The organism is Pseudomonas sp. HP_14 (genome assembly GCF_055283875.1).
Genome location: NZ_JBTOQI010000001.1, coordinates 427986 through 452873, shown reverse-complemented (window position 1 = coordinate 452873; position 24888 = coordinate 427986). Strand labels below are relative to the sequence as shown.

The window sequence follows — 24888 nt, the reverse complement described above, 5'->3', positions numbered from 1 at the left end:
CAAACCTGCTCGGCATAGGCTGGCTGACGTATCGAGCTGCTGTCGGCAAAGTCCCGCCTTTTACTCAGGCCAAGGACTCGCCCATGTTCAACTTCGCCAATCGCGCCTCGTTCACGCTGGAAATTGCCGGGCTTGAGCATGACTTGCGAGTGCTCGCCTTTACTGCCAAGGAATCCATCAGCCGACCGTTCAGCGTGCGGATAGAGCTGGTCAGCGAGCGTGCCAATCTCAAACTGGAGGACTTGTTACACCGCCTGGCGTTTCTGAGGTTCTACGCCGACGGTAATGGCCTTCACGGACAGATTGGCGAAATCGCTCAGGGCGATTCCGGCAAGCGCTTCACCCACTATTTCATCCAGTTGGTGCCCAGCCTTAAACGACTGGAGTACCGCAGCAATCATCGGATCTTTCAGGGCAAGACCGTCCCGGAAGTCATCGCGCTGGTCCTCAAGGATCACGCCATCTTCAGTAATGCGTTTGCTTTCAGGCTGCGCGAGCCTTGCAAGCCCCGCGACTACTGCACCCAGTATCAGGAAACCGATCTGCATTTCGTGCGCAGGCTGTGTGAAGAAGAGGGCATCCACTTTCACTTCCAGCACAGCCCGAGCGCGCATCTGCTGGTGTTTGCTGACGACCCGATTCAATTGCCGGTGCTCAAACCTGCGGTCTCATACGTGCAGAGCAGCGGGCTGGTCGCAGAAGCTTCGGTTATCAATAGATTCAATATTCGTCTCGCCACCCGATCGGGCAAGGCCAGCCAGCAGAACTATCACTTTCAATTGCCCAAGGTGGACCTGCTCAGCAGCGTGGGCGGCGAAGGTCGTAGTGAGCTGGAGGATTACCATTATCCAGCGCCGTTCACCGACCTCAGCGTCGGCACACGGCAGGCGCGAAAGGCACTGGAACGAAACCGCAGCGACGTTCAACTGGCCAGTGGCAACAGCGATCAGAGCGCGCTGGTCAGCGGTCACTTGTTTGAATTGGCGCATCCCAATCCGCAGTGGAGCCAAAAATGGTTGCTGACCTCGGTTTTCCACGAGGGCAAACAGCCGCAGGTGCTTGAAGAGTCCATGCCTCGCTCGTCTGAGCAGGGAGCGTTTACCCAAGGCTATCGCAACCGTTTTGAAGCCATCCCCGGCGAAGTGCCGTTTCGTCCACCGCTCAGGCACCGCAAGCCACGGGTTTTAGGCAGCCAGCACGCGGTGGTCACCGGCCCGCAGGGCGAAGAAATTTACTGCGACGAATATGGCCGGATCAAGGTCAAGTTCTTCTGGGACCGTGAAGGCAAGCGTAACGAGCATTCCAGCTACTGGCTGCGGGTCGCCACCGGCTGGGCGCACGAGCAATACGGCACGGCGATGATCCCGCGAGTCGGTATGGAAGTGATCGTCGGTTACTTCGACGCCGATCCGGACCAGCCTTACGTGCAGGCTTGCCTGCCCATTGCGGGTACGCGAGCACCGCTAAACCTGCCGGCGCAGAACACCCAGACCGTACTCAAGACCCAAAGCAGCCCTGGGGGCGCAGGCTTCAACGAACTGCGTATCGAAGACCGCAAAGGCGCCGAGTCCATTTCCATCCGTGCTCAACGCAACTGGTCCGAGCACGTCCTCAACGATCAGTCGATTCAGGTCGACAACCAGCGCAAGGTCAAGGTCACCGGGCTGTCCAGCCACGAGTTACACGGCGAAGAACACCACCTCACGCACGGTGCCCGTAAAACCCAGGTGCTGGCTGATGACTCGTTGACGGTAGTCGGCAACCAGCACATCAGTGCTGCGAATCATCTGGTCAGCGCCGCGCAGGAAATACACCTGTCGGCCGGGCTAAACATGATTGTCGACGCCACGTTGAGTACGACGATCAAGGCAGGTGGTCACTGGATATCGATCACTCCGGCGGGGATTTTTACCAGCGTACCGATTCTGCTGGGTGGGATTCCGGTGCCGCGGATGCCGTCGACACCTTCACTGCCGATGTCGCTGGACAAGCAAACGGCAATCACTGCGCCCAAGTCTGCCGCAGATCATTCAAGTCTGGCGCTTCCCGAGCTACTGGTGGGTGACATCCCGATTGTCGAGCTGTGCCAGAAGCCTGAAGGTAAAACGCCGATGGAATGCCCGTTGGCGCATTGCCCTTGTGCAAGAAAACTACGCGAAGGTGGGCAGTAATGAATACCTGGATACTGCTTGAACGTACAAAGTCAGTTCTGCCGCAGCTGTACCGACGGGTCGGAGCTCCCCAGCTCTCAATGCTTTTCGACACCACTGAATTAGCCGCTTATACCGAGCAAAGCCCGATTCTGGTAACGACCGATAAAACCTCGGACTTGTTCAAAGCCGTACAGCAAGTACCTGAAGACTGGCCAGGTTTGATCATCCAGAGTCATCACTCGACATCGGTGGTGCTGGCACATCTGCGTCACATTCTGCTGGTCCGCTTTGATGACTTGGGCAGAGGCGTTTTGCGGTACTCCAATCCCGTCACTGCCAGCTATTTTTTCCCGGCTTGTCAGCCCGACTCACTCAACTACTGGCTTGGGCCGATCAGCCGCCTGAGTTGGTACGGCGGGAAGTGGGCAGACCGAGCCTCGAACACCTATTCCTGGCGGAATATTGAGAACCTGGAGGCGCAAAGCTGGAAACCCTTGGCGTTTGAATCCGCACTCGACAGCCATCAACAGCAGGCCCTTCGGCGCCATCAGCAGGATCACTTCCTGTACCGATGGTGGCTCAAACAAAGTGATCTTTGTTATTCGCGAGGCCAGCAGTGGCTGCATGAAGGGCTGGGCTACGGATTCACAAAGGCTGACTCGCTTGAGCATTACCTGAACGTGCGTCGGGACTATCCAGCGGCTGATGTGCCGCAAGAGTTGCCCAAGGGCTCCGACGAAATTCGTTTTGCCTATCTGCTGCACCACCTGCAACAAAACACCACCGGACAGGAAAACTGAGATGTCGCACAACGTCGGCGATCTGAGCCGTGGCCCTTGCTGTGAAATCAACAAACTCATCGTTCAGGTGGTTGGTAATGACCATCCTGCGAGCCAGCGCCTGGCTTTTTATGAGCGCGACAGCGACAAACGACTGGGTGCGCTGACCGCTCAGGACTGTCCGGAAACCATTACGGCGTTCATGTGTGCGCCGAGCATGTTGCATGTCTGGGACTGGAGCGGCGATCCTCGGCACCGGATGATGCTTGAGGTTGACTCAGAGTGTGGGCCACCGATTCTGTTACCGCTGCCTGACGTCGGCATCACAGTCCGGCAACTGGATCAGCAGCACAACCAGATCGTCCCGATATTGCCATTCGTGGCGCTGCCCGGAATCAACAGTGCCCATGACCACGGTACGCCGGTGCTATGCCGTGCCGGTTATATCTATGTGTTCCTCGGTAATCGCCTGTGGCGCGAACTGGAAGTTCAGGTCACGGACGAAGGCACCACCTATCACGACATCGATCTGGACAGGTTCCGTATTGAGGGCGGGTACGCCGATGATGCCCGGCTAGCTACGGGCAAGGGACTGGACGACATCTGGCTGCCCGCCAACTGGAACAATAGACGCGTTGAAGCCGAATTATGCTTTAGCGAAGTGCAACTCAACCATGCGCGACTCAAACGTCTGGAGCAGGATCCGGCACTGCGTAAAAAACGCTGCCAACGACCCGACCTCAGGGTTGCGCAAGATGCCTCCAACCGTCGCTTTCAGGACAAGCCCGATGGTATGGCCATGCTTGAAGCGTTCAGCGCCTTCGATGCGTTTGACGTCATCAGCCAGTCCGAAACGAGTGCTGCTCATACCACCTGGTTGAACCTCAGGCAGCATGCTTTCCCGGTGTCGGTTCCAGCGCCGCAACGCGGGCGGCAGATTGGTTTCGAGTGGATGCTCGATCAGCCCGCCCAGTATTTGTGTGACCTGAGTGGGCAGTTTCTGGCTACTGCTTTCAAGGCTGCGCGGCAGCACGTTCAAAGGTGTGAAGACGGGAAGGCCGCCTATCGTCAGCAACGCCTCGAAACAGGAGCCTGGGCGCAGCGTCTGGAGCAAATCGTTGAGCCGAAGGCCGAACACAACAGCGGATTATGGGAGCCTCATCCGCCCGCCGAGGACGTCCTATCGAATGCTCGTACCCGACACCTCTACGGCGTAATGCTTGAAGACGCGCATTACCGGATGCGGCATTTGAACACCCGTATTCAAGAGCAACAGCAGTTACTGGAATTGTGTGGCGTTCGGGCGCAACAGTACGGTCATCACGGCAGTGCGCTGCTGGTACAGCAGTTGATCGTGCCCGCGTCCATCGGCGGCCAGAAGAACCCGATGCATCAACAACTGGAGCATCTCAAAGAGCAAGGGCGGCTGGACATCAATCGCTTTACCGCTACCGGCGAGCGCACCCAGGTGTGGCGCAGCCTGGAAATGAGTCAGTCGCTGCTCTGTGAGTGCCTGCAACAGCCGCGTACTGAGCAGAGCCTTGCTGATTACGCGAGCCAGGACGGGTTCAAATACGCGGCTTCTCTCTACTTCATCAGTCAGATGTTCGTCACGCTGGCGTTGCGCCCAGCGGCTTACGATCCATTGGCGGTCAGTGGCGACATTACTGATGCCGTAACCCTGCTCAGTCTTTACAGTCCGAAAGAGAGCGCCGGTCAGCGCTGGCTTGCTAAAGTCGTCAACGATCCAGAGCATCCGCTGCACCGGATGCTTTGGCCAGATGTCGAGCAGCAGGACCTCAACGCTCCTTATCAGCCGCCCAGTACCCCTGAAGTTAATCAGGGCGACGGACAGTTTCGCGCCACTGAACTAGCGACAATCGAGCGGAGCAACTTTTTTCCACCTACAAGCCCCGGCGATATCAACAGCCTGTTCCTGGCGACGTTGCTTAAAAGCGGCAATCTCAATTCCACGCTCACGACAGCTGCTAAAGGTGCCGCTGGGGCACTCATTGCTGTCCATGAAAACCTGCAAGGCGCTGTCGAAGCTGCCGAGCAGGCTTTGCACAAAGCGAAGCAGGCGAGCACCCGGCAATCCTCCACACCTTGGCGTGCAAGTACTGCGATACAACGGCGGGGCGTTGCACAGCTGCGCAGCATGCTGCCTGACACCTTTGGCGACCTGCATTTCCTTGCCCGTGCCGAGGCCCATCACAAGGAATACTACGTTTTCGGTCTGGACGACTTGCCCGAGCAGCCCAACCGTTCTGCCCAGACGTATGGGGTATATCGCAATCAAAACGGGGTCATGAAAAGTCCAGCTGAGCGACACGGCTACGCCGAGCAGCCCGTAATACTCTCGCCTGACCGAAAGGTGCTTGGCATGCCAGGGCAACATCCCACCGCAATATCGGTGCGTGGCGCGAATCAGCGTTTCAATGAGGCGTGGCAGAAAGAGTTGATGGATAGCGCAGCGGATACGGCTGAAAAGGCAAGCGCTATAGAAAAGGCGGCGAAGCAGCTTGATGGGCTACGCAGTAACGGGTTTTTCGAGGTGTTGAATTCGGCTCCATTTGCGGGGGTAGTGGTGGGGTTGGAGCTTTGGAATTTGAGGAATGAGCTGGATGCGCAGGAGCAAGTCAGGAGGGAAAAAAACCATTTAAGGGCGAGAGCAGGAGTTTCAGGCGCATCGTTAGATCTCGCTATTGCGATGGAGGCTCTCACAGTAAAGCTAGCGGGTAGCAAGTCTGTTCTGGCTGCGGGGCGCAAGACGTTATTCACTATTTCTGACGCGTCCGCCAAGCTGCTTCTTGGGTCGCTGAGCACTCGGTTAGTAAAAAAATACAGCGCTCGCCTCCTTGGCCAGGTGGGTGCAGGTTTGGTGTTCGCCGGTCTTAACCTCTATGACGCCTGGTATTCCTACAGATGGGGCGACGATGGTTATATCGGCCACTTGCTTATGGCCGCTGGCGGGCTTATCGGCGCAGCCGGTAGTCTCATCGTCAGCAGCAGTGCGTTTCTCGGTCTATCGCCAGCGGGTTGGGCTTGTTTGCTTTTAATCGGCATAGGGGCCGCCTGGGTTTTTATGTTTAGCAGTAGTCCCGTGGAAGACTGGTTGAAAAAAGGTCCTTTTGGGGATGATCCCTACAACATGGCGGAGCACCTGCGTGATCCCCAAACAGCTTTTTATTACCTGGTCAGCCTGCTGGCCAACATCCGAATCGGCGTAGATCGCAACCCGGATTTCAAGTCTGATGCCAAGCTGGATTTTCGCGACACGGTGCCCTTCGAAGTACGCAGTGCTAACACACGTATCCGTATTGAAAGCAATCTGAGCGGGCTATTCGGGGGGGCGAGTTCTTTAAATACTAAAGCTCTGCTTAACCTGAAAAGCTTCGAGGTTTATTTCGAAGCAAGCAGTGAGCGCAGCAGAACGAACAGATCCCAACTCGAGGTGACACCCGTTGCCCACCGACTCTGGCCAGAGGCCTTGGAACTGTTTGTGAACACGCCGTTTTCTTACAAGGCAGAACCTCTCGCGAACCTTCCCGAGGTTTATCACGTATGGCGAGTCCGCGCCCAGTTCAGCTTGAGCGACGGGCCGCGCATCTGGGTCTTTCCCGCTCCACCCCCCAAGGACCCAACGCCCTTCGACCCGGCCTATGCCAAGCCGGATTTTGAAAACATCGAACGTCTGTTCTGGGCTGATGAACAAACACACAGAGCGAAGACTGCGCTATGACGACGGAGCAGACTTCTTACTACGCCGAGACAGCCTACCGGTCGGACAAGATCCCCGATCAGTTGCCTTCCGAAGAGCGGTCCTGGTTAAAACGCTTTGGCAAACGACGCTTGCCATGGGGGTACACGCTAGACATTGCCCCCGATGATTTCTTGCGGGAGCGAGCACCGGATAAATTGCGGTTTCAGGAACAGATGTTCAAAGAGCGTGATGAGAAGATGGCGGTTGGGACTTATGTGCCAGCTCCTTATGAGCACGTGGACTTTCATGATCGACATGATCATCAGCGATTCAGGTTTTCACTTTGGTCCGCCAGATCTCAGTTTTGGGCTTATGTATACATGTTTGGAAAAGGCTGGTCGCTCCTATTCACTCCCGTTTACATTTTCACCGCTATTTCTATCGGTGTTACTGCGAGGGGAGATTTTCTACCATCGCTTATGGATTTTGTGCAAGGCACCTATGACGTAATGCTACTTCCACTTTATGCAGCTTGGGCATTGGCTGCGCTCGTCATCCACAAATTCCCCAAGCTCTGGGTAAAACCCTCCCGTGGACCCATCTGGGAGTTGAATCGTCGCACCGGTCTCGTAACGGTATTCGACTACAAAAATAACGGCGAATACAAAAAGAACGGCACTATCGGCGAACTGACTGCCCCATTTTATGAGTTCGATGCTTACATCGTTTCCGTAGCAGAGCGGCAGGGCTCTATGAACCACGTACTGTTTCTCGCCCATCGTTATAGGGACATCGTTATTGACTTCTCCGCCCTGGTAAACCTGGATAACCGATGGCAAATGCCCTGCGCGCTGTGGGATTTTCTGCAGAACTACATGGACACCAGTGGTCCGCTGCCGGAGTTGCCGCGTTACGAAGAGTTTCGCCACCTCGATCCCACCACCGCCGCCTACGACCAGCAAACCGGGCGTCCGCCGCGCTTCTGGATCGATATGGATGACGCAACGTATAAACAGCATCTGGACCATTTGCTGGACAGCATTGATGACATCGACACTTTTCAGCGGCCAAACCTGATGGCGCAGTATGTGCGGTATGTGGATTGAAACCGATGACGACTAACTGTAGTGAAATACCTTACTACGCCCCGACAGCCTACCGCCCGGACAAGATCCCCGATCAACTGCCTTCAGCAGAGCGGTCCTGGTTAAAGCGCTTCGGCAAACGACGCTTGCCATGGGGATATACGCTAGATATTGCCCCTGATGATTTCATGCGTAAACGCTCGCCCAGCAGCTTGCGATTTCGCGAACAGATGGATAAAGAACGGGAAGAGAAAAAGGCGGCGGGCACTTATGTACCAGCTCCTTATGAGCACGTGGACTTTCATGATCGACATGATCATCAGCGGTTCAGGTTTTCGTTGTGGTCTAAAAAATCGCAGTTTTGGTTATATCTTTTGATGTTCGGTAAAGGGTTATTTCTGGTTGGGATTGTGCCATCGCTATTTGCTCTCATATCAGCGGTATATCTAGATCCCGAACCATGGTTGTTTGTTACGCTAGATTTGATTAACGGCTTTTTTTCTTGGTTTTTAGGAGTTCCTCTTCTCTGCTGGGCCATAGGATCCCTCGTCATCCACAAATTCCCCAAGCTCTGGGTAAAACCCTCCCGTGGCCCCATCTGGGAACTGAATCGTCGTACCGGTCTTGTCACCCTGTTCGATTACAAAAATAACGGCGAATACAAAAAGAACGGCACTATCGGCGAACTGACGGCCCCATTTTATGAGTTCGATGCTTACATCGTTTCCGTGGCAGAGCGGCAGGGCTCGATGAACCATGTGCTGTTTCTCGCCCATCGTTACCGCGACATCGTGATCGACTTCTCCGCCTTGGTAAACCTGGATAACCGCTGGCAAATGCCCTGCGCGCTATGGGATTTCATTCAGACCTACATGGACACCAGTGGTCCGCTGCCGGAGTTGCCGCGTTACGAAGAGTTCCGCCACCTCGATCCCACGACCGCCGCCTACGACCAGCAAACCGGGCGTCCGCCGCGCTTCTGGATCGATATGGATGACGCAACGTATAAACGGCATCTGGACTATTTGCTGGACAGCATTGATGACATCGACAGTTTTCGACGCCCAAATTTGATGGCGCAGTATGTGAGGTATGTGGATTGAAGCTGGCGACGTCGAGTTGCAGTGAAATAATTTATCGAGCGCGTGCCTTGCCTTCACTGCTCCGCTATTGATCTCTCAATCATCCCGAGTCAAAACCTCCAGCAATTCAATCTCAAAATACAAATCAGACCCCGGTTTGATATGCGCGCCCATTTGCCGATCGCCGTACGCCAGATGCGCAGGCACGAACAGGGTGCGGATGCCGCCGACTTTCATGCCCATCAAGCCTTGATCCCAACCTTTGATAACGCGCCCGGTGCCGATCACGCACTGGAAAGGCTTGCCGCGTTCATGGGAGGAGTCGAACACGGTGCCGTCTTCCAGTTTGCCGGTGTATTGGGTGGTGATCAGCGCGCCTTTGACGACTTCCTTGCCGTCACCGGTGCGGATGTCTGTGATCAGCAATTCGTTGTTCATGGTGTTTCTCTCTAATAAAGCGACAAGGACGGCTTTTTCTCAGGAAGGCGTCAGTGGTGCAAGGGTTTGATGAGTTAATCGGCATTGAATGCCACCCCCGCTAAAGCGCTCCTACACTCAACATGCAAACTACTGCATGTAATGCATTATCTGTAGGAGCAGCCGAGGGCTGCGAGGCATTCAGTCTGACACACCGCGATCGCAGCCTTCGGCAGCTCCTACAGGTCCTGTGTTTGCAACTCGATGGCGCGGATCCAGCAAGGCCGGGTAATCTCCTGTGCTATCCGCACTTTTCGAATCAGAAGGAGTACCAGAATGACCAGCACCAACGCTTCAAAGGTTGCACTTGTCACGGGCGCAGGCAGCGGCATTGGTCGTGCTGTTGCGTTGGGTTTGCTGGAGGATGGCTACAGCCTGGTGCTGGCGGGGCGTCGTCAGGAGCCGCTCGACGAATTGGCGGCGGTTATTGGCGAGGCGGGTGGCAAGGCCATCGCAGTGTCCACCGACGTGCGTGATCCAGCGAGCGTCGATGCGCTGTTTACGAAGATTGAAGAGGCTTATGGCCGCCTGGACGTGTTGTTCAACAACGCCGGTGTGGGTGCTCCGGCCGTGCCGGTGGATGAGCTTGACGTCGAGAAGTGGCTGAACGTGATCGACACCAACGTGACTGGGGTCTTTCTTTGCGCCCGCGCCGCGTTCGGGCTGATGCGCAGGCAGGTGCCGCAGGGTGGCCGGATCATCAACAACGGCTCGATTTCCGCCCACACGCCACGTCCATTCAGCTCGCCTTATACAGCGAGCAAACACGCTGTGCTCGGGTTGACCAAAACCTTTGCACTGGACGGGCGTGAGTACAACATTGCCTGCGGTCAGATCGACATCGGTAATGCCTTGACCGAACTCGCTGCACGCATGACCACCGGCGTGCGACAGGCCAACGGGCAGACCGCCGTGGAGCCGATGATGGACGTGAAGGAAGTCGCCGACGCGGTGCGTTACATGGCGGGCTTGCCGCTGTCGACCAACGTGCTGAACATGACCGTTATGGCCACTAAGATGCCGTTCGTTGGTCGCGGCTAGGTCACAGGTTTAGTTCAGGTTCTGGCTGGCAACGACCATGGCCTGGGCGATGTTGTTTTTTTCTGCTTCGGTGAAACCGTCCCAGACATGCACCTTGGCGTAGTAGCCCAGGCCCGCCAGGGAGTAGATGCTCAGGGTGAACACGATGAAAATGGTCACGAATGTCCAGCGGCCGCCGTCATTCTCTTCACGGGACGAGAAGTTCTCGGTGTAGGTGTCATTGTTGCCGTTGCGGGATACCGCATTGGAAGCCAGACGTTTGAACCATTGGAGCAGGTAGATCATGACGAGTCGCAGCATGGTAGTAGCCTCAAGTTTTAAAAGTGTGCAGTAGGGCGCCCGATGGGCTGGCCCGAAATCGTCGTTTGCGCTCATGGCGCGCTCGGCTACAAATGCCGAAAACGAAAAAAGCCCGTCTATGACGGGCTTTTCTTTTTATAAATCTGGTCAAGTCGTCGGGCTTCGATGTTGACGACTGATGATGTCGTTGACGTTCGATTCCGCTTACGCTTGCCGGTATTGCAACATTTTAGAACAATTGGTTTTCTCCATCTATGACCGTTCGGCGGTTGTCAGACAACTAGTTGAATTCCTGATGTGGCATTTTGTCGCGCAGCATGCAGGGTTTCGGAAAGCAACCCAGTTGTCCGGCATCAATCCGGATCTACTTCGCCAATAACGCCGCATAGCGTTGCAGATCGACGTTGCCGCCACTGATCAGGACTCCGACTTTCTGTCCTTTGAGCTGGTCTTTGATCTGCAGTGCGGCGGCAAAGCTCAGGCAGCCAGTGGGTTCGACGACCATTTTCATTCGCTCGGCGTAGAAACGCATGGCCTCGATGAGCTGCGTATCGGAGACCGTGAGGATGTCGTCCACGTCACGGCGAATGATCGGAAAGGTGTGGTTGCCCAGATACTGCGTTTGTGCGCCATCAGCGATGGTATCTGGAACGGCGATCCGGACGATTTCTCCCGAGCGGAACGAACGTTGCCCGTCGTTCCCGGCTTCCGGTTCCACGCCATACAGCTTGCAGGTCGGTGACAGTGCGCGGGTAGACAGTGCGGAGCCTGCCAGCAGTCCGCCGCCACCGAGGCAAACCAGCAACGTATCCAGCGGGCCTACTTCTTCGAACAGCTCCTTGGCCGCCGTAGCCTGTCCGGCAATCACATCGGGATGATCGTAAGGTGGAATCAGGGTCATGCCCAGACGCTCGGAATGTTCGCGGCCGATGGCTTCGCGATCTTCAGTCTGGCGGTTGTAAAGCACCACGTTTGCGCCGTATTCACGGGTCGCCGCAATCTTCGTAAGCGGCGCGTCGTGAGGCATGACGATGGTGGCCGGAATGCCCAGCAGCCGGGCGGCGAGGGCGATGCCCTGAGCATGATTGCCTGAGGAAAACGCCACCACTCCACGCTTGCGTTGTTGCTCGTCAAATTTGGCCAGGGCATTGAAAGCACCGCGAAACTTGAAGGCGCCTACCCGCTGCAGGTTCTCGCATTTAAAAAATACCTGGGCGTCAAACAGGCTGTCTGCGGTGCGCGACGTCAGAACCGGCGTGCGATTGGCCTGGCCAACCAGGCGTAAGGCAGCGTCTTCAACATCTTGATAGGTGGGGAGCGTCAATGTGTTCACGTGGGTTATCACCTTCTCGAAATGAAAATGTCAGGCCGCAACGGCCATGGCTTCGACTTCTACAGCGCAGCCGTAATGCAGTTGTGCAACGCCTGCAACGGCTCTGGCGGGACGGTGCTCACCCAGCCATTCGCCGTAGAGGCGATTGAACAGCGGCCACTGATCAATGTTCGTGACGTACACCCGAACGTGCACCAACTGTTTTCTGCTGATGCCTGCGGCCTCCAGACAGCTGTCCAGATTGAGCAACACTTGCCGTGTCTGATCTTCAAACGAGGCATTCGCCAGATGCGCCCCGTCGGCAGTGATCGGTAATTGCCCGCTGATCATCACGAAGCCATTGGCGATGGACAGGTGAGAGTAGTGTCCGGCGGGTGGAGTGATGGCGTTGCTGTTCTTGCATAGGATTGACTGGGGCATGGAGCTTCTCTCGATCAAGGCGATGAGGATAAAGACAGCGCAGCGGTTATTTCAGGTAGCTGTAAGCGGCAGCCCGGGATACGCCCAAGTGCTGCGCGACGACGTCCATGGACTTACGCACTTCCAGAGCGCCCGACGCTTTCAGCTCTCGAAGCAGGGCGCGGCGTTCATCTGCCTTGAGTGAGCGCGGCGTGCTCGCCGATCGGCCTGCAAACTCATCGATCCGTTTGCGAATGCTCTGCGCGCTGTCCACTTCCAGCGACTCATCCACGACGCAATCGACGCGGGTGAACTGGGCCATGGCCGTTTGCACGCCTTGAAACAGGGTCAGATCGACGTTCATGCACAGCGCTGCAACGTATTGCCCTTCGACATTACGGATACCGATGGAGGTGCTTTTGGCCTGACGTCCATCCGGAAAACGGTTGGCGTAATTGGCGATGACTTGTGGATAGGACGGATCTGCAATTCGCGCCAGCCCCAACTCGGTTGCCGGGTCACCGACCTTGCGCCCCGACAGGTTGTTATGAATCGCGTAGATCGCGTGATCCGGAGCCTGCAAGTCATGCACGACCACTTCGCAAAACGGTCCGAAGGTCTCCCCGAGGCCTTGAGCGACCTGTTTGAGTTGTTCGAGCAGGTTGCGGGTTTCTGCGGAAGCGTCGGACATGGAGATAGTGTCTTGATGAATGGATAAGACAAATTATCCAGAAATTGACTGTTTGTAAATATTGTCCTTGGCCGATTTCCTTTGCAGGTCCTCCGGTGCCCCTGACGCCGCTGTGCAAAGTACACAGAGAAGCCGTAGGAGCGGCTTTAGCCGAGAGGGCGCCCGTCCCTTCGCCATGTATCCTTCGCCCGAAATAATGTACTCCCGGCTAAAGCCGGTCCTACGGCTTCTGCCTGCCGTTGCGAGCGAGGCGCGGTTGGCCGCACTCACCATTGATAAGTGGCTCTATGCTTATGCGAAACAGGTATTAAATTTAAATAAAACAGAAGGTTAAGCTATATATCAATAAGCCCATTCAAGGCCCTCATTCGATGTATTTCTGCCTCTTTAGACCTGCCTCGGACGGTCAGCAATGACTTACGACTATGCCTTCGCGTTATCCACGTTACCTGCCTTTCTCAAAGCTGTTGGTGTCACGTTGCAAGTGGGGCTGATCGCCATTCTTACTTCGCTGACCGTGGCGGTCATCAACGCGGCCATTGCCATTTTCAAGGTGCCGGTACTGCATCGGCTGGTACCGGTTTACGTAGAACTGGCGCGTAATACGCCGCTGCTGATTCAGCTGTTTTTCATCTATTTCGCATTGCCAAGTATCGGGATCAGGATTTCCGGATTCGCCTCTGCAGTCATCGCGATGACTTTTCTCGGCGGTGCCTACCTCACCGAGATTCTGCGGGCCGGGATTGAGGCGGTGCCCAAGGCGCAGATCGAGTCCGGGTTGTCTATCGGACTGTCGCGCTGGCAATTGCTACGGCACGTGATTCTGCCTCAGGCCGGGATTCTCAGCCTGCCAGCGCTGTTCGCCAACTTTGTGTTCCTGCTCAAGGAAACGACTGTGGTCTCGGCGGTTGCGGTGCCGGAAATTCTCTACACCACTAAAAGCTACATTGCGCTGTACTACAAAACCTACGAGATGCTCGCGGTCATGACGGGCATGTGCCTGCTGGTATTCCTGCCTCTGTCGCTGCTGTTGGGTGTTCTGGAAAGGAGGCTCCAGCATGGCCAGTTCGGGTCTTGATCTGCTCTGGGTTTCCGCGCCGCAACTGGTTACCGGTGCGAGTCGTACGTTGGGTATTTCACTGCTGGCGATTCTGTTCAGCAGTATCGGCGGGTTGTTGTATGGCGTGCTGCGCAGCCTCGGCAAACGCTGGCTGGATGTGCCACTGCGGATTTATCTGGAACTGTTTCGGGCGATTCCGGTACTGGTCTGGCTGTACCTGTTCTTCTTCGGTTTGCCAATCTTCCTCGGGTTGAGCATTCCTGCGTTCTGGTGCGCGGTACTGGTGTTGTCCTTGTGGGGCGCCAGTGAAGTGGGCGAGGTAGTGCGTGGCGGGCTGCGCTCCATTCCACGCGGTCAGCGCGAAGCAGGCCTGGCAATCGGACTGGGGCTGGTTCAGCTCTATGGTCGTGTGTTGTTGCCCCAGGCCCTGAAACGCCTGACGCCGCCGGTGATCAACGTCTACACGCGGGTCATCAAGACCAGTTCGCTGGCGGTGCTGATCGGTGTTGTGGATGTGACCAAGGTGGGCCAGCAGATCATCGAGCGGACCTACGAATCGGTGCTGATCTACGGCTTCCTGTTTCTGTTCTTCTTCTTTGTTTGCTATCCGTTGTCGGCCGCGTCCCGCGTGCTTGAACGGCGCTGGAGCCACGCATGAGTACATTGATCGAACTGTCCGGTTTCAGTAAAAGCTTCGGCGATACACCGGTTCTCCAGTCCGTCGACCTGCAAGTGAAAGAGGGCGAGGTGGTGGTGATCCTCGGGCCTAGTGGTTGTGGCAAAAGCACCTTGCTGCGTTGCCTCAACGGCCTGGAACTGGGGCATGCGGGCAGTCTGCATTTTGCTGGCAAGGCGCTGCCAGCCAATGCTGACTGGCGCAAGGTTCGCCAGCAGATCGGCATGGTGTTCCAGAGCTATTACCTGTTCCCGCACATGACCGTGCTGGACAACATCCTGCTCGGCCCGCTGCAAGTGCAGAAGCGCGCAGCCGGCGAGGCTCGGCAACAAGCTGAAGCCTTGCTGGAGCGGGTCGGTCTCGCGGACAAGCGCGATGCTTATCCGCGTGAGCTGTCCGGTGGGCAGCAGCAACGCATCGCCATCGTTCGGGCACTGTGCATGAATCCCAAAGTCATGTTGTTTGATGAAGTTACCGCCGCCCTTGATCCGGAAATGGTCAAGGAAGTGCTGGAGGTCATCCTCGACCTCGCTGAAGGCGGCATGACCATGCTTATCGTCACTCACGAAATGGCTTTTGCCCGTGCGGTGGCAGATCGAATCCTGTTCATGGACCGCGGCCGGATCGCGGAACAGAACGACCCCGAAACTTTCTTCAGCGCCCCGCAGACCGCACGCGCGCAGCAGTTCCTGGAGAGGTTCTCCTACGTGGAAAACATGCCAAAAAGGAAAGCATCGTGAGTTTTAAAACTGCCCTCGTTATACCGTTGATTGCCCTGAGTCTGCTGGCCGGTTGCGACAAACCTGCCGAACAGAAACCGGTCGCCAAGGCGGCACCTTCACCGTCCAGTAGCTACCTGGAAACCATCAAGGCTCGCGGCAAGTTGATTGTCGGTGTGTTCAGCGACAAACCGCCGTTTGGCTTTGTCAGTGAAAAAGGCGAATACGTCGGCTTTGATACTGATCTGGCCAAGCGCTTTGCCAAGGACCTGCTCGGTGACGAGAAGAAAATCGAGTTCGTGGTCGTGGAACCTGCCAGCCGGATTCCGTTCCTGCAAAGCGACAAGGTCGATCTGATCCTGGCCAACGTGACGGTCACCCCGGAGCGCCGCGAAGCGGTGGAATTCACCAACCCGAATCTGCGTGTAGCAGTGCAGGCGCTAGTGCCTGATGCAAGCCCGGTGAAGACCCTTGACGACCTGGCCACCAAGACCACCATCGTCACCACCGGCACTACCGCTGACGTATGGTTGACCAAGAACCACCCTGACTGGAAAGTGCTCAAGTTCGACAAGAACTCCGAGTCCTTGCAAGCATTGGCTAATGGTCGTGGCGATGCCTACGCCCAGGACAATCTGGTGCTGTTCAGTTGGGCGAAGCAAAATCCGGGCTACCGCGTACTGCCGGAAAAACTCGGTGACGAGGCGCCTATCGCTCCCGCTGTGAAGAAAGGCAACATCGAACTGCGTGACTGGATCAACGCCGAGCTGGCGAAACTGGGCGAGGAGAAATACCTGCTCAAACTGTACGACCAGTATGTTCGCCCTGAGCTTGCTGAAGGCACCGATCCAAATTCGGTGATCGTTGAAGGCGGTAACTGGAAGCCTTGATCTTCAGGTTTTAATCAGTAGCAAACACGAACCGGCCTTGTGCCGGTTCGTTGGGTTTGTGAGGGAGTGCAATGAACGTAGGACCGGCTTTAGCCGGGAGGGAGACGGCACTTTCGCTGCCTGTATTTCTTCAGCAACAACGTTCTCCCGGCTAAAGCCAGCCCTGCAGGGGGTACGACAGCGTCGTCCCGGGACGGGGCGCCTTAATGCCATGGATGCTGCGGGCTATCAATGGGCCGCAAGCCATGCTGACGAAACAACTCGCCGTAACCCCCCACCAGAAAATGGCCGCTGCGCTGCAACCAGTCTTCGCGGCGTTCCTCGTATACACGGGGTATGTAATACCAGGGCAAGCCGGGGAGATCGTGATGAATCAGATGCAGGTTCAGATTCAGGAACAGCCAGCGCCATGGCCAGCCAGCCTCATTGATGACCGAACGATGCTCCGGCGATGACGCAGGACGGTGCTCATAGAAGGAGCGCACCATGGACAACGCCAACGCCAGAACACTGGTCAGCAAATAGTCGAATATTCCGATACCGCCCTGTGCCTGAACGAACAACAACAGCCCGATCACGCAGGCTGTGTGAGTGAGCCACATCAGCCAGGCCTGTTGGTCACCTCGGCGTAACCTTTGCAGTTCATCCGCCGCCATGCCAGCCAGGGCAATCAGTGGGCCCACCAGCAATCGACCGTAAAGCGTTTTGTTCAGCCAGTGCACGCTTCGAGACCCTGTGCCGTTGCGATGCCAATGCTGCCCGCTGAAGTAGCGGCTCTCAGGATCACGCTGCGGCAGAGTCAATTCTTCATCGCGGTGATGCAACAGGTGGCTATCGCGATACAGGGTGTATGGATACCAGATTGCCAACGGTGTATAGCCGAGCAGTTTATTCACCCACAACCAGCGTGTGGGATGGCCGTGGAGCAGCTCGTGTTGCACGGACATCCAGAAAGTAATTACCGGCACCAACAGCGTCATGGTCAAGCCTCGGCCTAACTCTTGCGAGTACTGAATCAGCGCGAACCAGGCGGTGTAAGTCCCTATCAGCAACAGCCAGGTCGGCCAGTCGGTACGCGCGGTCCAGGTTGAACGTAGTTCGCTGATGCGCTGTTGATGGGCGGTATCTAGATAGTTGGGCATGCTTGCAGCCGAAGAAGGCAGGTAGAGACCAAGGGGCCAGTGGCCGAACAGTAGCAATTCCGGTTATTTCTGAATAATCACATATTTGTCCATTTATATAGCGTTAGGTAATTAGTGATGCTGCGCATCAAGGTCATTTTTCATCACGGATCGCAGGTAAAACATAACGTTTCGTTGTCGTTCAGGGTGGGAGATGAAAAGGGCCGCCCGTGCAGCTTCGCCCCGTCTGCTTATGCTATGAGTGCAGGGCACTTATAACCGTGAGGGTTATAAAGTTATGTGATCTGTGAATTGGGCTTCTCGGGCCGATTTGTTCACATTGAGCGCTGGATGTTTGGATTCAGGTCATCAGCATGGCGACAATTGATTTACCCAACGGTACTCATTTGTGTTTCGAGGTAACCGGTGACGGTCCCGCATTATTGGCACTGGCCCCAGGTGGTTTACTTTCCCGAAGCGAGTTGTGGACCCATCGTGAAGACGGACGACCGCGAGGCCTGGTCGACCCCGTGCAAGCCTTCTCTTCCCGTTTCAAGGTGATCACGGTTGATCAACGCAATACGGGCGGTTCTCACGCGCCTGTCACGGCGCATGACGGATGGGATGAATACGCTCAGGATAATTTGCAGTTGCTCGACGCCTTGGGCATCGAGCGATGCCACCTGTTGGGCGCATGTATCGGACCGTCGTTTGCGCTGAAGATGATCAGCCTGGCACCGCAACGTTTTCTGTCTGCTGTGCTGCAGCAGCCGATTGGCAGGACTGCGCAGAATATAGAGTTACGGCGGGCGTCATTTCAGACGTGGGTCAACACACTCCATTTGCGAAATGTTTTTCCGCCACAGGAGGTGCTGCGCGCTGTAGAGCACAACCTGTTTGCCAGCGATTTCGTCTATAGCGTGGGGCGAGATTTCGTCAAAGCCTGCACGATGCCCCTTTTAGTCTTGCCCGGCGACGATGCGCGCCATCCGCGAGTGATCAGCGAAGAGATCCTGTCTTTGGCGCCTGATGCTCAAGCATTCGACGATTGGCTGTCAGCCGCCGGCCAACAGCGCTACGCAATCACCCTCGAACAATTTTTCAATCAGCATCAGGAGCAGAGCCCGCCCCATGACGTTCCCAGATTTTAAACGTACCGGTCTGGCCATCGGCCTGGTCGTGGCGATGACCCAGAGCGCATTCGCCGATCAGACCTGGACGACCATTCAAGAGCGCGGTGTGGTGCGGATCGGGGTCAACCTCAGTGGTTTGCCGTTTGGCACCTACGCCACCGGCACTCAACGCCCGATCGGCTTTGCGGTAGAGCTGGCCGAAGACATTGGCAAAAAGCTTGGGGTCAAGACCGAAGTAGTACCAGTGGTGGCCGCCAACCGCGCAGTATTCCTCCAGCAGGGCAAGGTTGATCTGCTCATCGCCAACATGACCGTAACCCCGGAGCGCGCTCAACAACTGGATTATGTGCCAACTCCTTACGAGCAGTTGGGCGGAGCGCTGGTTGCGCCGAAGAACTCCGGCTTCAAGCGTTGGGAAGATTTGCGTGGCAAGACCATCTGTATTTCTCAGGGCGCCAGTTTTCAGCAGCCACTGACCCGTGATTACGGTGTCCAGCTCAAGGCGTTCCGGGCGCAGTCGGAGGTGCTGTTGGCCTTGCGTGGCCAAAGCTGCGACGGTGTGGTGCTGAACAGTCCGATCATGCACGAGCTCATGCGCCAACCTGAATGGGCCGGTTTCGAGATTCCCATTGGTGAAGATCTCGTGCCCGCAGACTCGGTCATCTGGTTACGCAAGGAGCAGGCGCAGACGCAGCAGGTTCTGGACCGTATAGTGCGCGACTGGCATGGCAGTGGCTGGCTGCTGGAAGAGGGGCGCAAGTACCAGATGGCGGCGTCGCCGATGATCGTTGAGCTGCACGAGCGGTACCGCAATGATCCACGGTTAAGTACGCCCGTGACGCCTTGATGCAGTCGGACAGGGAAACGAGGAAAGTAATGACGAAACTATCAGTCACACCCGCACAGGGTTTGCTGGACGAGCCGCGACTTATCACTGTTGAAGGCCTGACGCCTGGGCAGAAGGTCGTGCTCTCGACGCGTACTTTGCGTGGCAACAACCAGTATTGGGTCAGCGCTGCGACGTACATTGCGGACGCATCCGGTTGCGTGAATCTGCAGCGAGATGCTCCGGTGTCTGGCAGCTACAAGGATGTTTCTGCGTTGGGCTTGCTCTGGAGTCAGCGGCCTGAAGTGGAGGGCGCTGCTGACGTGTTTCCGGATGACGTGCTGCAGCCCTTGGTGACTCAGATTTGCGTGGAAGGCAGCGACCAGACTGTCGCGTTGACTCAGCGTCTCGCCGCCCAAGGTGTTACTCGCCGGGACGTTCGTGAGGACGGTCTGGTAGGAACGCTCTTTACGCCTGCCGGTGCCGGGCCACATCCCGCGATTATTGTCCTCAACGGTTCCGGTGGCGGGATCAACGAGCCTCGGGCTGCGCTTTATGCCTCGCGGGGCTATGCGGCGTTAGCGCTGGGCTATTTCAAAGCACCGGGCTTGTCGCCTTACATCTCAAATACGCCGTTGGAGTATTTCGTGGCGGGTTTGAACTGGGTTCGTCGCGAGGTGCGGCCTGCTCATGATTTTGTCGCGCTGAGTGGCCAGTCGCGGGGCGGCGAATTGGTGTTGCTGCTGGGCAGCATGTTCCCAGAGGCGGTATCGGCGGTTATCGGTTACGTCCCCAGCGCGTTGGTGCATGGCGGGCAAGCGGCGGCGGACCCGGCGGTAGGCCGCGATGGGCCAGCCTGGCTTTATGAAGGCAAGCCATTGGTGCATCTCTGGAACGATAATAAAACCGCTTCCTGGGCTGCAAAAGATGCCGGTTTGCGTAATGCCGAATCGATCAGCACCGCGCTACTGGACCATGAAGCCGTGCAGCGGGTAGCCATTCCGGTAGAGAAAATCCAGGGGCCAGTCTTGTTGCTGTCGGCAGGTGACGACGCTGCATGGCCTTCAGCGCGGTTTTCGAGAATGGCGTTGCAGCGGCTTCAAGAGGCGGGCCATCCCTGGCCTGTGCAGCATCTGGATTTCGAACACGCCGGGCATACCATTCTGCTGCCGCACATACCTGCCACCTACAGCGTTGACGGAGCACCTGCGGCGAATGCCGAAGCCAACGAGCAATCATGGCGAGCGGTAAAGGCGTTTCTCGACGAAGCGGTCAACGCCCGCGCTACAAAAGAGTCGTGATCAGATCTTGATGGGCTGTGGCGCCTTGACCGTGGTCCGGCGCCCCAGTACCACAGTGCCCACCACTCCCGCCGCAAATACCCAGGTCAAAGGGTCGATGTGCTCACCGAACCACAGTGCGGAGAAGGCGATCGTGAAGAAGATCTGCAGCAGTTGAACCTGTCCGACCCGGGCGATGCCGCCCATGGCGAGACCCGCATACCACGCAAAGAAACCGATAAATTGCGAGAACAGGGTGACATAGCCGAACGCCCATAATGTTGGCGCGCTGATCGTGCCTTGATGCTGCGAAGCGAGGTACAGAACAGGGCCCAGCAGTAACGGAAAAGCCAGCACCAATGCCCAGCAGATGACTTGCCAGCCGCCCATTTCTTTGGCCAGACGTCCACCCTCGGCATAGCCCAGACCGCCAAGCGCGATGGCTGCCAACATCAACAGGTCGCCACTGCTGACGCTGCCTGCACCTTGAATCATGGCGTAAGTCAGAACGAGCACGCTGCCCAGTGCGGCGCATGCCCAGAATGCTTTGGAGGGACGCTCATGGTGCAGCCATGCGGCGTACATGGCGACGATCAGCGGTTGCAGGCCATTGACCAGTGCGCCATGGGAGGAGGGCAGTGTTTGCATCGCCCATGATGACAGGACGGGGAAGCCGACAATCACGCCGAGGATCACGAAACACAGGCCTTTGAATTGCTGCAACGTCGGCCAGCGCTCGCGTCGCCAGAGCAGTAGCGCGGCAGCAGGAATTGCTGCAACAAGCGCCCGGCCCAAGCCGTTAAGCAAAGGATGAATTTCTTCGACCACGATGCGGGTCATGGGCAGGGTCAGGCTGAAAATTATAACGCCGAGCAGGCCAAGGGCCATGCCGGTGTTAACGCGAGATTTCATAAACGGCTCGTCGTTCAGGGATGCGGGCCGGTATTTAGCCATAGAGGCGCACTGTCCAAGCGCTACAGAGAGCGACAGAGTGGGCAGTACACTTTGCGGGTGTGGGATCGTCGCTGTTTGCAACGGGAGGGCGGTGTTTCTGATGATGCAGGTTTGTTGGATGTAATGGCCCCTTCGCGAATGAATTCGCTCCTACCGGGATTTGCGCTGACGGCGTGAGACCGGCTCCCACGGGGGTGGGTATTCACCACCGCCCGCAGGATCGTGCAATGAACAGCGCCAATCAGGCAAACGGCGTGATGTCAGCGACGGTACAATTTCGGGCGCCTAAGTACCACCACCGATGACCACTGACGACGCATCAATGCATGTCCCGACAGTAGACCGGAACGAGGTGGCCGGACATAATGGCGGCCGCTGTTTGCCTGCCAATAATTCCCGCCTGCATCGATCGCCTGCCGCATCAGTGATCGGTCAGTACTCAAGTCATATCAGCTCAATCATTTCCTTGTAAAACCAGTCCGGTGTTCACCGGCCTGGCGCTTCGCTATTGGAGTTCAAATGCTGTTACCCATTCTGTTGTTGTCGGCTGCCGGCTTTACGGTGCTGACGACCGAATTCGTCATTGTTGGCCTGTTGCCCGGCATTGCCCGGGACCTTGAGGTCAGCATCCCTCAAGCGGGTTTGCTGGTGACATTGTTCGCGTTCACTGTGGCCTGCCTCGGCCCATTCCTGACCGCCTATTTCGCGCGCTTCGAGCGCAAGAAACTGTTCGTAACGGTCATGGTGCTGTTTGCGCTCGCCAATACCCTTGCGGCACTAAGCCCCAATATCGTCGTGATGGGCATCGCCCGGCTGATACCCGCGCTCGGTTTGCCGGTGTTCTGGGCATTGGCCAGTGAGACAGCGGTTGATCTGGTCGGGCCTGAGCACGCAGGTCGTGCGATGGCGAAGATCACTTTCGGCATCGTCTGCGCCACAGTATTTGGCATCCCGGTGGGGACGCTGGTCGCGGACGCCGTGGGCTGGCGCATGGCGTTTGGCATGCTCGCGGTGCTGGCACTGGCAAAAGCGCTGCTGCTGTGGGTGTATCTGCCGAGCATCCGCGTGACCCGGCAGGACGCTTCTCTTCGCCAACAGATGCGCGTTCTGCGCAGCCCCGTATTGCAAGGCCATGTGTTGCTGTCGGTGCTGGTGTTCTCCGGGATGTTTACCGCCTACACCTATCTGGCGGACATCCTTGAACGGCTGGCTGGCTTCAACGGCACCGTGGTGGGCTGGTGCCTGATGGCGTTTGGTGCGGTGGGCCTGATCGGCAATTCACTGGGTGGGCGCGCGGTAGACAAGCATCCGCTGATGGCGTCGATTGTCTTCTGCGCGTTCATGGTGGCGGGCATGGTTGCGTTGATACCGAGCATCCACTCACCGGTTTTTCTGGCCATGGCGCTGGCGACCTGGGGGATTACGCAGGCGGCACTGTTCCTGGTCAGCCATGTGCGAGTCATGAAAGCTGCGGAGGGCGCGACAGCCTTTGGCGCTTCACTGAATATTTCAGGTGCCAATCTGGGGATTGGTCTGGGGGCTATCGTGGGCGGTCGGATGATCGATTCGTATGGGCTGCAGAGCCTGGGCTATGCGGCAGCGTGCTTTGTCGGGCTTTCCATTCTGCTGGCTGTCCTGTTGATGGGGCGGCCCGTTTCCGAGCCATTGCCGGAGTAGGTACATGACATCCTGAACCCTTGGTCGGCGCGTCGCCGATATCGAGTGGCGGTGATAGCTCCCAAGCCCGCCCGCCGCTAGAATCGCCGCCTCAATGGGCTTGGCCACTGTTGCTGGCCAGGCATTGTCTGTTTGGGGAATGTGATGGCGGTAGCCCGCGCGACGTTTACTGAAGGGCGCATAGCACGCCATATTCTGGTCATGAGCAGCACGAGTGCCCTGAGCCTGTTCGCGGTGTTTCTGGTGGACATACTGACGCTCGTCTATGTCTCCATGCTGCACCAGCCTTTGCTGCTTGCAGCCGTCGGCATTGCCAAGGTGCTGATCTTCCTCAACAGTGCGCTGGCCAATGGGCTGATTCTTGCGGCTGCGACGGTACTGGCCGAACGAATCGGTCATCGCGCAAGCCAGGCAGTTTCACGTTTCACCACCAGCCTGATCCTGATGGTACTGATCGTCTGTAGTCTGTCGGCAGCCTTGCAATTGGCGTTGATCGTTCCGATTACCCATCTGCTGGGTGCTGATGCTGCGACTTATGAGGCCGCACGGGTATTCATCTGGCTGGCATTGCCGTTCAGCGTGCTGCAGTCCGCCATGCAGATGTCCGCGCAAATCCTGCGGACTGCCGGGGACAGTCGCCGAGCATTGTGGGTGGTGCTTTCAGGTGCTGTTACGTTGGCCGTTGCCGATCCGCTGCTGATCTTTGTACTGGGCCTGGGGCTTGAAGGGGCCGGTATTTCCTACGCGTTGTCGGCGTTCGTTTCTGCCAGTCTGGGGCTGTACTGGGTGCGTCGCCATGTCGGGATGAAGGTGTCAGTCAGGCCAAAACTGCTGCGCATGCACGTCAAACGCACGTTCCGGGTGGCCTTGCCTGCAATGGTTGGCAATTTGGCGACGCCCGTAGGGTTGGCGTATCTTGTCTCGTCCGTGGCTACTTTTGGCACATCAGCTTTAGCGGCGATGGCAGTCCTTGACCGGGTCCTGCAGTTTTCCTACTGCGCTTTTTTTGCGTTGCCGAGTGCCTTGGCACCGGTCCTCGGACAGAATATCGGTGCTCACCTCGATAAGCGGGCCAACGCGGCAATCGTCTTTTCGCGAAGGCTGGTGGTTGTTTACGGGCTGTCTGTCTGGGGATTGCTGTTGCTTTCCTGCGGTACCATTGCCGACTTCTACAACCTTGAAGGCGAAGGCCGAGTGCTGTTTCTGGCCTTTTGTCAGTTGGGGGGTGGTTTGTGGGTACTGATTGGTCTGGATTTCGTCTCGATTGCCGTTTTCGTAACCATGCAGCGGCCTTGGTTCGTGGCGATGTTCGCCTGGCTTAGGTCCACTGCAGGCACAGTACCGTTCGTGTTCGCCGGCATGCATGTGTTCGGCAGCAGTGGGGTGATGCCAGGCATGTTTACCGGCAATGCGCTGATTGCAGTGATCTCGACCGTTGTTGCGTCCATTACTGCAAAACGGTTTTTTGAACGACGGATCCAGCCCGCGAATGCCGGGATAATTTGAACG

Annotated in this window: 22 protein-coding genes; 15 read left to right on the top strand and 7 right to left on the bottom strand. The window is 56.9% G+C overall.

The window, feature by feature from the left end; all coding sequences use genetic code 11:
- The first annotated feature begins 83 nt into the window (after positions 1-83).
- From tssI to ACYASS_RS01905, 5 genes are all read left to right on the top strand, one after another.
- A complete protein-coding gene (gene tssI, locus ACYASS_RS01925; RefSeq protein ID WP_463584896.1) occupies positions 84-2171 on the top strand; it encodes a type VI secretion system tip protein TssI/VgrG in 2088 nt (695 codons plus the stop codon).
- The gene (locus ACYASS_RS01920; protein WP_463584840.1) at positions 2171-2953 is read left to right on the top strand and encodes a DUF4123 domain-containing protein; all 783 of its coding nucleotides are present in this window, start codon (positions 2171-2173) and stop codon (positions 2951-2953) included. Before tssI ends, ACYASS_RS01920 begins: the two co-directional genes overlap by 1 nt.
- Before the next feature lie 430 nt (positions 2954-3383).
- Positions 3384-6674 carry a hypothetical protein gene (locus ACYASS_RS01915; protein WP_463584839.1) on the top strand — a complete coding sequence of 1097 codons (3291 nt, stop codon included), beginning with the start codon at positions 3384-3386 and terminating at the stop codon, positions 6672-6674.
- On the top strand, positions 6671-7741 hold the full coding sequence (locus ACYASS_RS01910) for a hypothetical protein (RefSeq protein ID WP_463584838.1): 1071 nt from the start codon (positions 6671-6673) through the stop codon (positions 7739-7741). The genes ACYASS_RS01915 and ACYASS_RS01910 overlap by 4 nt, the downstream gene beginning before the upstream one ends.
- A gap of 5 nt (positions 7742-7746) precedes the next feature.
- On the top strand, positions 7747-8823 hold the full coding sequence (locus ACYASS_RS01905; RefSeq protein WP_463584837.1) for a hypothetical protein: 1077 nt from the start codon (positions 7747-7749) through the stop codon (positions 8821-8823).
- A 75-nt stretch (positions 8824-8898) separates the two neighbouring features.
- Here ACYASS_RS01905 and ACYASS_RS01900 read toward each other — a convergent pair whose 3' ends face one another.
- A complete protein-coding gene (locus ACYASS_RS01900) occupies positions 8899-9240 on the bottom strand; it encodes an FKBP-type peptidyl-prolyl cis-trans isomerase (RefSeq protein ID WP_087273389.1) in 342 nt (113 codons plus the stop codon).
- A 315-nt stretch (positions 9241-9555) separates the two neighbouring features.
- On the opposite strand from ACYASS_RS01900, the gene ACYASS_RS01895 reads away from it, so the two are divergent.
- Positions 9556-10320, top strand: coding sequence for an SDR family oxidoreductase (locus tag ACYASS_RS01895; protein ID WP_463584836.1), 765 nt, complete (start codon positions 9556-9558; stop codon positions 10318-10320).
- 9 nt (positions 10321-10329) lie between these two features.
- Here the strand turns inward: ACYASS_RS01895 and ACYASS_RS01890 are convergent, their stop codons facing one another.
- From ACYASS_RS01890 to ACYASS_RS01875, 4 genes are all read right to left on the bottom strand, one after another.
- On the bottom strand, positions 10330-10620 hold the full coding sequence (locus ACYASS_RS01890; protein ID WP_087273385.1) for a hypothetical protein: 291 nt from the start codon (positions 10618-10620) through the stop codon (positions 10330-10332).
- A gap of 364 nt (positions 10621-10984) precedes the next feature.
- The gene (locus ACYASS_RS01885) at positions 10985-11944 is read right to left on the bottom strand and encodes a threo-3-hydroxy-L-aspartate ammonia-lyase (RefSeq protein ID WP_463584895.1); all 960 of its coding nucleotides are present in this window, start codon (positions 11942-11944) and stop codon (positions 10985-10987) included.
- A 39-nt stretch (positions 11945-11983) separates the two neighbouring features.
- Positions 11984-12373 (bottom strand): RidA family protein, encoded by a 390-nt coding sequence (locus ACYASS_RS01880; protein WP_463584835.1) that lies wholly within the window; start codon positions 12371-12373, stop codon positions 11984-11986.
- 46 nt (positions 12374-12419) lie between these two features.
- Positions 12420-13043, bottom strand: coding sequence for a helix-turn-helix transcriptional regulator (locus ACYASS_RS01875; protein WP_349970747.1), 624 nt, complete (start codon positions 13041-13043; stop codon positions 12420-12422).
- 412 nt (positions 13044-13455) lie between these two features.
- On the opposite strand from ACYASS_RS01875, the gene ACYASS_RS01870 reads away from it, so the two are divergent.
- From ACYASS_RS01870 to ACYASS_RS01855, 4 genes are read left to right on the top strand one after another with little or no spacing between them, the layout of a single operon-like run.
- On the top strand, positions 13456-14121 hold the full coding sequence (locus ACYASS_RS01870; RefSeq protein ID WP_463584834.1) for an amino acid ABC transporter permease: 666 nt from the start codon (positions 13456-13458) through the stop codon (positions 14119-14121).
- Positions 14102-14761: an amino acid ABC transporter permease gene (locus ACYASS_RS01865; RefSeq protein WP_463584833.1), complete on the top strand. Its 660-nt coding sequence runs from the start codon at positions 14102-14104 to the stop codon at positions 14759-14761. The genes ACYASS_RS01870 and ACYASS_RS01865 overlap by 20 nt, the downstream gene beginning before the upstream one ends.
- Positions 14758-15519, top strand: a complete 762-nt coding sequence (locus ACYASS_RS01860) for an amino acid ABC transporter ATP-binding protein (RefSeq protein ID WP_463584832.1) — start codon at positions 14758-14760, stop codon at positions 15517-15519. Before ACYASS_RS01865 ends, ACYASS_RS01860 begins: the two co-directional genes overlap by 4 nt.
- Positions 15516-16388, top strand: a complete 873-nt coding sequence (locus ACYASS_RS01855) for a transporter substrate-binding domain-containing protein (protein ID WP_463584831.1) — start codon at positions 15516-15518, stop codon at positions 16386-16388. Before ACYASS_RS01860 ends, ACYASS_RS01855 begins: the two co-directional genes overlap by 4 nt.
- A 203-nt stretch (positions 16389-16591) precedes the next feature.
- Here ACYASS_RS01855 and ACYASS_RS01850 read toward each other — a convergent pair whose 3' ends face one another.
- Positions 16592-17530 carry a fatty acid desaturase gene (locus tag ACYASS_RS01850; protein WP_463584830.1) on the bottom strand — a complete coding sequence of 313 codons (939 nt, stop codon included), beginning with the start codon at positions 17528-17530 and terminating at the stop codon, positions 16592-16594.
- Between the two features lie 353 nt (positions 17531-17883).
- Between ACYASS_RS01850 and ACYASS_RS01845 the strand changes: the two genes are divergently transcribed.
- From ACYASS_RS01845 to ACYASS_RS01835, 3 genes are read left to right on the top strand one after another with little or no spacing between them, the layout of a single operon-like run.
- On the top strand, positions 17884-18660 hold the full coding sequence (locus tag ACYASS_RS01845) for an alpha/beta fold hydrolase (protein WP_463584829.1): 777 nt from the start codon (positions 17884-17886) through the stop codon (positions 18658-18660).
- Positions 18641-19489 (top strand): transporter substrate-binding domain-containing protein, encoded by an 849-nt coding sequence (locus ACYASS_RS01840; RefSeq protein ID WP_463584828.1) that lies wholly within the window; start codon positions 18641-18643, stop codon positions 19487-19489. The genes ACYASS_RS01845 and ACYASS_RS01840 overlap by 20 nt, the downstream gene beginning before the upstream one ends.
- A gap of 29 nt (positions 19490-19518) precedes the next feature.
- On the top strand, positions 19519-20769 hold the full coding sequence (locus ACYASS_RS01835) for an acyl-CoA thioesterase/bile acid-CoA:amino acid N-acyltransferase family protein (protein WP_463584827.1): 1251 nt from the start codon (positions 19519-19521) through the stop codon (positions 20767-20769).
- Here ACYASS_RS01835 and ACYASS_RS01830 read toward each other — a convergent pair whose 3' ends face one another.
- Positions 20770-21660, bottom strand: a complete 891-nt coding sequence (locus ACYASS_RS01830) for a DMT family transporter (protein WP_122663653.1) — start codon at positions 21658-21660, stop codon at positions 20770-20772.
- A 561-nt stretch (positions 21661-22221) separates the two neighbouring features.
- Between ACYASS_RS01830 and ACYASS_RS01825 the strand changes: the two genes are divergently transcribed.
- Entirely contained in the window at positions 22222-23379 is a 1158-nt protein-coding gene (locus ACYASS_RS01825) for an MFS transporter (protein ID WP_463584826.1), read from the top strand.
- A 144-nt stretch (positions 23380-23523) separates the two neighbouring features.
- The gene (locus ACYASS_RS01820) at positions 23524-24885 is read left to right on the top strand and encodes an MATE family efflux transporter (RefSeq protein WP_463584825.1); all 1362 of its coding nucleotides are present in this window, start codon (positions 23524-23526) and stop codon (positions 24883-24885) included.
- Positions 24886-24888: the final 3 nt, after the last annotated feature.